Below are 9502 nucleotides of genomic sequence, written 5' to 3'. Positions count from 1 at the left end.
AAAACCAGGAGGAGCCGGTCCTGATCGACAACCGCCAGCAGGTGCTCGACCCGATGACCTCCTACCAGATCACCTCGATGATGGAGGGCGTCGTGACGCGCGGCACGGCGGCCGGCAAGATCAAGCTCGACCGTCCGACGGCCGGCAAGACCGGAACGACGAACGACGAGAAGGATGCCTGGTTCATCGGCTACACGCCGGATCTCGTCGCGGGCCTCTATCTCGGCTTCGACAACCCGGCGCCGCTCGGCCGCGGCGCCACCGGCGGCTCGCTCGCCGCCCCGATCTTCAACGAGTTCATGCTGGCGGCCCTCGACGGGACGCGCCCGTCGAAATTCATCGTGCCGGAGGGCATGAACTTCATCGCCGTCAACCGCAAGACGGGCATGCAGGCGACCGAGGGCGCGCCGGATACGATCATGGAAGCCTTCAAGCCGGGCACCGGCCCTGCCGACGTGTTCTCGGTCATCGGTGCGGAGAGCTTCATGGAGCCCGAGGAGATCCTGCGCAGCTCGCCGCAGGCGAACCAGGCCGTCACGGGCGGCACCGGCGGACTCTTTTAGACAGCCCCGATCCTCGGCCGCAAACGAAGGCAGGCGCAGGCCTGCCTTCTTTACTTCGGTCCCCCCATTGACTATGGACGGGGCCGTTTCCCACCCACCAGAAGCAAAGCAGGACAATGCGCGCGGAAATCGAGAATGTCGTCGACGAAATCAAGCAGGCCATAAGCCTGCTGAGGAGGCATCTTTGACTGGGACCAGGCGATAAGACGACTGGACTGGTTGAACAACAAGGCCGAGGACCCGAATCTCTGGAACGATGCCGGCGAGGCGCAGAAGCTCATGCGCGAACGCCAGCAGCTCGACGAGGGCGTCAACGGTGTCCGGGCGATCGAACGGCAGCTCAAGGACAATGTCGAGCTCATCGAGCTCGGCGAGGAGGAGGGCGACGAGGCGATCGTCAAGGATGCCGAGGAGACGCTGAAGACGCTGCGCACCGAGGCCAACCGCAAGCAGGTCGAGGCCATGCTGTCCGGTGAGGCCGACACCAACGACAGCTATCTCGAAGTGCATTCGGGCGCCGGCGGCACCGAGAGCCAGGACTGGGCGAACATGCTTCTGCGCATGTATACGCGCTGGGCCGAACGCGCCGGCTACAAGGTCGAGCTGCTCGAGGTCCATGACGGCGAAGAGGCGGGCATCAAGTCCGCGACCATCCTCGTCAAGGGCCACAACGCCTATGGCTGGCTGAAGACCGAATCGGGCGTGCATCGCCTCGTGCGCATCTCGCCCTATGACAGCAATGCGCGGCGCCACACCTCCTTCTCGTCGGTCTGGGTCTATCCCGTCGTCGACGATTCGATCCAGATCGACATCAACGAGAGCGACTGCCGCATCGACACCTACCGCTCGTCCGGCGCCGGCGGACAGCACGTCAACACGACCGATTCGGCGGTGCGCATCACGCACATGCCGTCGGGCATCGTCGTGCAGTGCCAGCAGGAGCGCTCGCAGCACAAGAACCGCGCCAAGGCCTGGGACATGCTGCGCGCCCGCCTTTACGAGGCGGAGCTGAAGAAGCGCGAGGAGGCGGCGAATGCCGAGGCCGCGTCGAAGACCGAAATCGGCTGGGGCCACCAGATCCGCTCCTACGTGCTGCAGCCTTACCAGCTCGTGAAGGATCTGCGCACCGGCGTCGAAAGCACGGCGCCTTCGGACGTGCTCGACGGCGCGCTCGACCCCTTCATGGAGGCGGCTCTGGCGCATCGCGTCAGCGGCGGCGCCGACAAGGCGGTGGAAGACATCGCCTGATCTCCGGCGAACCGGACAATGCAACGGGCGCTTCGGCGCCCGTTTTTCTCTGTTCCGTCAGTTCGTCGCCTTCTCGACCCGGATGTCGCCGAGGTCGTCGATCAGCACCGTCCAGCTCTCCGGCTCGACCGCCTGCGGATCGGTCTTCAGATAGACGGTGATGAAAAGACCCGGCTGGGCCGTGATGCCCGTCGAGGTCTCCGGCCGCATGTCCGTCACATAGGGCCTGAGGGCCGTGAACTCCTCGAGCTCGGTGGACGAGACGATTTTCGGCCCGCCCGCCGTCGCCTCGATCTGCTGGAGATGGATCGTCGCCGTGCCGTCCGCCTGACGCAGCGCGAAGAGCTTGTAGTAGCCGCGGCGCGGTGCGGCGGCCTGCGCCTCGTCCGTTGCCGGCGTCGCGTCGCCCGCCGCCGCTGCGGCATCGGCCTGCGTCTCCGCCGCATGCTCCCAGTAGCCCGAGCTGACGACAAAGGTCACCTCCGGCGGCACGGGCGACGGGTCTTCCTGTGCGCCGGCCGCAAGCGGCAGCGCGAGAGCGAGAGCGAGAAGAACGGACGCGAGCAGGCGGAAGGGGTGCATTTCGGGTCTCCGTCGGCGTGGCGGTGCAGGGTTGCCCGACCGGTCTTCCGGCGTCAATACTCGAATTGTTCGGCAAGAATGCGTTCCGACCACGAATGGTCCGGGTCGGTCAGCAGGCGGGCGGTGACTTCCTGCGATTCGGCGATATCGACGGCGACGACCGACTTGACCTCGGTATAGTCGGCGACGGCGTTCACCGGCCGCTTGCCGGGCTCCAGGATCTCGATGCGGACCTTCGCGTGGTTCGGCAGCAGCGCGCCGCGCCAGCGCCGCGGCCGGAAGGGGCTGACGGGTGTCAGCGCCAGAAGCTGCGCCTCGAGCGGCAGGATCGGTCCGTGGGCGGAGAGATTGTAGGCGGTGGAGCCGGCGGGTGTCGCGAGCAGGAGGCCGTCGCAGATCAGTTCGTCGAGCCGCACGCGCCCGTCGACCGAAACCCTGAGCTTGGCTGCCTGGTAGGATTGGCGGAAGAGATAGACCTCGTTGATCGCCAGCGCCTTGCGGTGGTTGCCGTCCGTGTCGACCGTCTGCATTTCGAGCGGGCGGAAGGCGTTTTCGACCGCACGCGCGATGCGCTCGCGCAGATCCTCCGTGCCGTAGCGGTTCATGAGAAAGCCGATGGAGCCGCGGTTCATGCCATAGACCCGCTTGCCGGAATTCATCAGGCCGTGCAGCGTCTGCAGCATGAAGCCGTCGCCGCCGAGCGCCACGATGACATCCGCAGCCTCCCGCCCGACATCGCCGTAGAGGGCGACGAGTTCCTGGCGCGCGGCTTCGGCCTCGGGTGCCTGCGAGGCGAGGAAGCAGAGGGAATCGCATCTTCGGGTCATGACGTCGGTCCGGTTGCAGGCGGGATTTCACGGGACAGGCCCCGGCTGCCGCCGCAGTGTTGCATATGTTGCATGCCTGAGCCTGCCGCGCACCACAAAAGCGATGGTCGCCGGGCCTAAAATGCGAAGCGCCGCCGGAGGATAGGTCCGGCGGCGCTTCGGCTTCCCTTCGGGAAATGTCAGGCGGCGCGGCGGGCGGCGGCCTGCGCTTCGTCGCCGAGCTTGAAGCGGGCAAGCAGCGCCCGGAGCTGCTGGCTCTCGCCGCTCAGCGTCTGGCTGGCGGCCGTCGTTTCCTCCACCATGGCGGCGTTCTGCTGGGTCATCTGGTCCATGTGGTTGACCGAGGTGTTGATCTCGTGCAGCGCGGTCGCCTGCTCGCGCGCGGCCGTCGCGATCGAGGCGACGTGGTCGTTGACGCGCTTGACCAGCGTCTCGATCTCGACGAGGGCGCTGCCGGTCGACCGGACGAGCGAAACGCCGGTTTCCACCTCGGAGGCCGAGGCGCCGATCAGGGCCTTGATCTCCTTGGCCGCCGTCGCGGAGCGCTGCGCCAGTTCGCGCACCTCCTGGGCGACGACTGCGAAGCCACGGCCTGCGTCGCCGGCGCGGGCCGCCTCGACGCCGGCATTCAGCGCCAGCAGGTTCGTCTGGAAGGCGATCTCGTCGATCACGCCGATGATCTGGCTGATCTTGCTGGAGGAGTCCTCGATCCGGCCCATCGCGTCGACGGCGCTGCGCACGATTTCGCCGGAACGGGCGGCGCTGTCGGTCGTGTCGCGGACCATGTCGCGCGCCTCGTTGGCGCGCTCGGAGGCGGTGCGCACCGTCGCGGTGATCTCGTCGAGCGCGGCGGCCGTCTCCTCGAGCGCGGCGGCCTGCTGTTCGGTCCGGCGCGAAAGCGCGTTGGCGGCCGAGCTCAGCTCCTCCGAGTTGCCGCTGATCGTGCCGGCGGCAGTGCGCACCTGGTTCATCGTGGCGCGCAGCGTGACCATCGCGCTGTTCACATTGGTCTTGAGCTCGGCGAAGGCGCCCTGGAATTCGCCGTCCATGTGCTGCGTCAGGTCGGCATCGGACAGGGCGGCGACGACCCGGCGCACCTCGTTGACGGCCCGGTCGACGCTTGCGACGAGTTCGTTGACGCTGGCGGCAAAGCGCGCGAGGTCCGGGCTTTCGTAGTCGCGTGCGATACGGCAGGTGAAGTCGCCGGCCACCGCGGCGGCGACCACCGCGCTGATGCTCTGCTGCAGCTCGCTGCTCTGGGCGTTCAGCGTTTCCTCCTGGCGCTTCATGTCGCGCATCTTGAGGCCGTTCATGCGGAACACCTCGACGGCCCGCGCCATCTCGCCGATCTCGTCGCGGCGCTCGACATCTGCGGCATCGCCGTCGAGCGTGCCGTCCGCAAGCCGGCTCATCGTCGCGGTGAGGGTGCGGATCGGCAGCGCGATGCCCCTGCGGGCGACGACGAAGCTGAGCGCGCCGCCGGCGACGATGCAGACGGCAGCCGCCAGGATCTGCAGCGTCATCGCGAGAACCGACTTGTCGAAGGCGGCCGTGCGGGCGGCGGCCAGCGCATCGCCGGAATAGGTGCTGTAGGCCTTGACCGTCGTCGTCACCGTCTTCTGCGCCTCAAGCGCGGTGCCGAGGGCCGCCTGGATGGCGGCGGCGTCGCCGCCGGCAGCAATGGCGACCATGGCGCGAATCTCGGTGAAATAGGCGTCAAGTGCGCCGCGGATCGCCTTGAGGAGCTCGATTTCCGTCGCATCGGCCGCGGCCTCGATCTTCGGCAGGCGGCCCAGCATCTCGGCCGCCCGCTTCTCCGTCTCGGCCGCGAAGTCCTCGGCTTTTTGCGGTGCGGCCGCGAGCTGGTAGGTCATGCGGCTGATCGCGATGATGTCGACCCGCAGGTCCATCGCCTCGCGGGCGACCTCTTCTTTTGTGCCGACATCGGCCATCGCCGCCTTCAGCGCGCCGAGCCCGCTGGCGCCGACGACGGCGATCGTCACGCAGGAAACGCCCATCAGCAGGACGACGAGGCCGACCTTGGAAAGAAGCGAGAGGTTCTTGAACGACATGCGGCTACTCCGGCGTGACGGCCCGATCGGCAACGAAGGGAAGGGGAAGGCATGATGCCAAGGATCCGCGAGGGCGGACCGCGCCAGATCGCGCTCGATGGGCGCTAGCCTAGGAAATCACGATTGACGAATGGTAAAGGCGGAAGGGCGAATTGTGCAGGTGCGAAATGCCGCCGGCATGATGGCGTGAGCCCGAAGCATGGTACGCCCAACGGGACTCGAACCCGTGTTACCGCCGTGAGAGGGCGGCGTCCTGACCGCTAGACGATGGGCGCCCGCCAGGCTGCGCCGACCAAGATAGGACGCCGGACGGCAACCTGCAAGACCCGGGCTGGACAGACATTATATGGTGCCCCCAGAGAGACTCGAACTCCCGACCTACTGATTACAAATCAGCCGCTCTACCAACTGAGCTATAAGGGCATCGGGCAGGGAGTTAGCATATTCCGCCGCGCTGTAAAGCAAAAAGCGACCGGCATGTCAGATCGACCAGTCGGCGGACAGCGGCCGGGGCGGGTCGACGTCGCGGCAGCGCGACATCGATCGCGCCAGGTGCTCCGCCAGGAAATCGATGAGGGCGCGCACGGCCGGCAGCATGCCGTGGCGGGAGGCGAAGGCGGCGTGGATCGTCGATTCGAGCGAGGTCCAGCCGGGCAGAACGGGGACGAGAAGGCCGTTGCGGAAGCCGCGTTCGGCGATGTTGTCCGGCAGCAGCGCGATGCCGATGCCCTCGATCGCCGCCCGTTCGAGGATGCCGAAATCGCTGCAGGCGATGACCGGATGGTGCGCGATGTCCCGCAGCTCGCCCTCGGCGTTCGTCAGGGTCCAGATCGCGCGCACCGGCGCCTCGTGCATCGCGATCGTCGCCATGGTCGACAGGGTGTCGAGCGTCACCGGCGCGTTGTTTTCCAGGAAGGCCGGGCTTGCCGCGAGGTAGGCGCGCGTGCCGCCGAACTTGCGCACGATGACCGCCTGGTCGTTGCTGTAGCTCTCGCGCACCCTCAGCGCGATGTCGAACTGTTCCTCGATCAGGTCGACCGGCCGGTTCGTCATGACGATCGACAGCCGGACGCGCGGATGGCGCTTCAGGAAGACCGGCAGGAGCGCGGCGAGCACCGGCGCGAAGCCCGGCGGCATGGCGACGCGCACCAGGCCGGCCGGTTCGCTCTTCGCCGCCGCCACCACGGCCTGCGCCGCCTCGACGCCGTCGAGCACCGTTTCGCAGCGCTCGTAGAAGGACTGGCCGATCTCGGTGACGCGCAGCTTGCGCGTCGAGCGCTCGATCAGCCGCACGCCGAGCTGTTCCTCCAGATGCGCGACGCGCTTGCTGATCTTGGATTTCGGCACGCCCAGCGCGGTCGCGGCGGCGGTGAAGCCCTTGTGCTTCACGACGGCGGCGTAAAGGGCGAGATCGTTGAGGTCCTGCATGCGCGGCTCCTGCGGTTTCCGCAATTATTGTTTCCATGGGGAAACAGTCAATTGGAAAACATGCCTCTAATCATGAGATTGTTCCCGGATCATATGTTGACCATCGAAACCGCAATCAAGGTCATCTGCCATGAACGTTCTCCATATCGACTCCGGCATCCTCGGAGAGCATTCCGTCTCCCGCCGCCTGACGGCCGCCATCGCAGCCCAGATCAAGGCGGACCATCCGGACGCCGCGATCGTCTACCGCGACCTCGTCGCCAACCCCGTCGCCCACCTGTCGGGCAGCCATCTGATGGCGGCGAATGCCAAGCCGGGCGAACTCGACGCGGTGATCGCCGCCGACGTCGCCGACGGTGCGGCGATCCTCGAGCAGTTCCTCGCTGCCGACACGGTCGTCGTCGGCGCGCCGATGTACAATTTCTCGCTGCCGAGCCAGCTCAAGGCCTGGATCGACCGCATCGCGATCGCCGGCAAGACCTTCCGCTACACCGAAAGCGGACCGGAGGGGCTCGCCAAGGGCAAGAAGGTGATCATCGTCTCCACCCGCGGCGGTCACTACAGCGCCGGCCCCGCGGCCGTGATGGACCACCAAGAGAGCTATCTCTCCACGGTGCTCGGCTTCCTCGGCGTGACCGATATCGAGTTCGTCCGCGCGGAGGGTCTCAACCTCGGCCCCGAATCGAAGCAGACGGCGATTTCCGAGGCCGAGAAGTCGATCGCCGGCCGCGGCGACTGGAAGCTCGCCGGCTGAGGCCGCCGGCCTGCCACAACGACATAGCCGATGCCCGCCGCGGCCGTGCCCGCGCGCGGGCATCGGACATAGACGGCCTCTGTCCGCCATACGGCCCCTTTCTCCGTCGGCGGCGACAATCCGGGCCGCACGCGATGCCGTCGGCGCCGGGCCCTGCGGCGCACGGGGCCACGGCTCGACAAAAGCGAAAAAGGGTCTAGACTTCGCTCATGTACCGGCATCTCTGGACCTTCGCGCTCGCGGCGTTCCTGGCCGTTCCGGCGGACATGCCGTCCGCCGCCGACGGACCATCCGATGCGCGCTGCACCTGCCGCTTCCGCGACGGCAGCAAGCATGAACTCGGCAAGACCCTGTGCATCGACGTCGGCGAGCAGCGTTACCTCGCCCGCTGCGAGATGGTGCTGAACGTCACGAGCTGGCAGAAGCTGCAGGATGGATGCCCGGAGGCGCATGTCCGCGCAGGCGCGCTGTCGCTGCGCTGAGGTTACAGGCCGAGATGCCGGCGGGCCGCATACATGGCGATCGCCGCGGCATTCGAGACATTGAGCGACTTGATGGCGCCCGGCATGTCGAGGCGGGCGAGCGCCTTGCAGGTGGAGCGCGTCTTCTGGCGAAGCCCCTTGCCCTCGGACCCCAGCACCAGCGCGATCCGCCCGCCCTCGAGCGCCTGCTCCAGCGGTGCCGGCCCCTCGGAATCGAGGCCGACGGTCTGGAAGCCGAGCCGGTGCAGCTCCTCGAGCGCGTCGGACAGATTGGTGATCTGGATATAGGGGATCAGTTCCAGCGCGCCGGAGGCGGTCTTCGCCAAAACGCCGGATTCGGTCGGCGAGTGCCGCATCGTGGTGATGAGGGCGCCGGCGCCGAAGGCCACGGCCGAGCGCATGATGGCGCCGACATTGTGCGGGTCGGTCACCTGGTCGAGCACGAGCAGCAGCGGGCTGTCCTTCAGGGCGTCCAGCCGGCGGATCGGCAGCGGACGGGTCTCCAGCATGACGCCCTGGTGGATCGCTTCCGGACCGAGGATCCGGTCGAGGTCGGACGGCTGCACCGTCTCGACGGGGTAGGGCAGGCCGGAAAGCTCACCGAGGCCGAGCCGCTGCGCCGCGTTGAGCGTGACGCTGAGCCTTACGATCGTGCGCTCGGGATTGTCGAGGGCGGCGCGCACCGTATGCAGCCCGTAAAGGTGGACCTGGTCCGGCGCGACGGCCGGCGGTTTCCACGCCTCCGCCGCACGGCGCCGGCGGTCGTCCTTCGGCGTCGGGATCTCGCCCTTGTCGCGCCGCTGGTCGCGATGCGCCCGGCGCAGCTTGGCGTAATGGGTGTCTTTTGCGGACCTGCCGCCGGTGTCGTCTTTGCTCATGCTGCCTTATAGCGCCGGGGAAACGGCGCGCAATCCCGGGCGTCGCGGCGGACGCGGATCGGCTTGTGTTTTTCGCAATTTTTTCCGGACCATCGTGTTGACAGGACGAAACGGGGCGGTCATATACCCGGCGCAGATCGAAGGGCACAGGCTCCTCCGGTCTGACATGCTTGGTCGACTGATCCCGACGGAATGGAGGGATGCCCGAGTGGTTAAAGGGGACGGACTGTAAATCCGTTGCGTAAGCTACGCTGGTTCAAATCCAGCTCCCTCCACCATTCTGCCGGATCGGATCGAACGCCGCGGGTATAGCTCAATGGTAGAGCAGCAGCCTTCCAAGCTGAATACGCGGGTTCGATTCCCGCTACCCGCTCCAGCCTTGCGCATTCTCTTATATAAGAAAACTGCACAAAGCGCTGATTAGTCTCAGAAAAAGATCATTCCTTTCGATCGCGGCCGTCGCCCCGCGCGCCAGGGCGCTGCGCACCCGCGCGGCCGCATTTAAGGCTTGCGCATTGTTTGTGAAAGCCTTAAACGGCTGCCAAACCGGAAGGGCCGGTTCGCCCAACTTTCGTTCACAGGAAGATAACGATGGCAAAAGGTAAGTTTGAGCGCAATAAGCCTCACGTGAACATCGGCACGATCGGTCACGTTGACCACGGCAAGAC

Annotated in this window: 9 protein-coding genes and 4 tRNA genes; 6 read left to right on the top strand and 7 right to left on the bottom strand. The window is 66.7% G+C overall.

Going from position 1 to position 9502, the window contains the following annotated elements; genetic code table 11:
- On the top strand, positions 1-563 hold a 563-nt coding region (locus LXM94_RS24420), incomplete at its 5' end, for a penicillin-binding transpeptidase domain-containing protein (RefSeq protein ID WP_268965238.1).
- 116 nt (positions 564-679) lie between these two features.
- Positions 680-1811 (top strand): peptide chain release factor 2 gene (gene prfB / locus LXM94_RS24415; protein WP_235774274.1). Its coding sequence is split into 2 segments (ribosomal slippage): positions 680-748 and positions 750-1811, totalling 1131 coding nucleotides; the frame shifts between segments, so codons are not numbered across the junction.
- Between the two features lie 57 nt (positions 1812-1868).
- Here the strand turns inward: prfB and LXM94_RS24410 are convergent.
- The 6 genes from LXM94_RS24410 to LXM94_RS24385 form a co-directional block, all read right to left on the bottom strand.
- Positions 1869-2393, bottom strand: coding sequence for a hypothetical protein (locus LXM94_RS24410; protein ID WP_235774272.1), 525 nt, complete (start codon positions 2391-2393; stop codon positions 1869-1871).
- 53 nt (positions 2394-2446) lie between these two features.
- Positions 2447-3220 (bottom strand): NAD kinase, encoded by a 774-nt coding sequence (locus LXM94_RS24405; RefSeq protein WP_235774271.1) that lies wholly within the window; start codon positions 3218-3220, stop codon positions 2447-2449.
- 179 nt (positions 3221-3399) lie between these two features.
- A complete protein-coding gene (locus LXM94_RS24400; RefSeq protein WP_235774269.1) occupies positions 3400-5292 on the bottom strand; it encodes a methyl-accepting chemotaxis protein in 1893 nt (630 codons plus the stop codon).
- Between the two features lie 200 nt (positions 5293-5492).
- Positions 5493-5567: transfer RNA gene (locus tag LXM94_RS24395), tRNA-Glu, on the bottom strand.
- Between the two features lie 72 nt (positions 5568-5639).
- Positions 5640-5715 (bottom strand) — tRNA-Thr (locus tag LXM94_RS24390).
- A gap of 57 nt (positions 5716-5772) precedes the next feature.
- Positions 5773-6720 carry a LysR family transcriptional regulator gene (locus LXM94_RS24385; protein WP_235774267.1) on the bottom strand — a complete coding sequence of 316 codons (948 nt, stop codon included), beginning with the start codon at positions 6718-6720 and terminating at the stop codon, positions 5773-5775.
- Positions 6721-6850: 130 nt separating this feature from the next.
- Here LXM94_RS24385 and LXM94_RS24380 point away from each other — a divergent pair, with 130 nt between their 5' ends.
- Both LXM94_RS24380 and LXM94_RS24375 read left to right on the top strand, forming a co-directional pair.
- The gene (locus tag LXM94_RS24380; protein WP_235774265.1) at positions 6851-7474 is read left to right on the top strand and encodes an FMN-dependent NADH-azoreductase; all 624 of its coding nucleotides are present in this window, start codon (positions 6851-6853) and stop codon (positions 7472-7474) included.
- 209 nt (positions 7475-7683) lie between these two features.
- The gene (locus LXM94_RS24375) at positions 7684-7956 is read left to right on the top strand and encodes a hypothetical protein (protein WP_235774263.1); all 273 of its coding nucleotides are present in this window, start codon (positions 7684-7686) and stop codon (positions 7954-7956) included.
- Positions 7957-7958: 2 nt separating this feature from the next.
- On the opposite strand, the gene rlmB is transcribed toward LXM94_RS24375, so the two are convergent.
- On the bottom strand, positions 7959-8834 hold the full coding sequence (gene rlmB / locus LXM94_RS24370) for a 23S rRNA (guanosine(2251)-2'-O)-methyltransferase RlmB (protein ID WP_235774261.1): 876 nt from the start codon (positions 8832-8834) through the stop codon (positions 7959-7961).
- A gap of 194 nt (positions 8835-9028) precedes the next feature.
- On the opposite strand from rlmB, the gene LXM94_RS24365 reads away from it, so the two are divergent.
- Positions 9029-9112: transfer RNA gene (locus tag LXM94_RS24365), tRNA-Tyr, on the top strand.
- A 24-nt stretch (positions 9113-9136) separates the two neighbouring features.
- Positions 9137-9210, top strand: a tRNA-Gly gene (locus LXM94_RS24360).
- Positions 9211-9502 lie beyond the last annotated feature (292 nt).

The organism is Rhizobium alarense, assembly GCF_021555155.1.
GTDB lineage: Bacteria > Pseudomonadota > Alphaproteobacteria > Rhizobiales > Rhizobiaceae > Rhizobium_D > Rhizobium_D alarense.
This window is presented reverse-complemented; position numbering and strand designations above follow the sequence as displayed.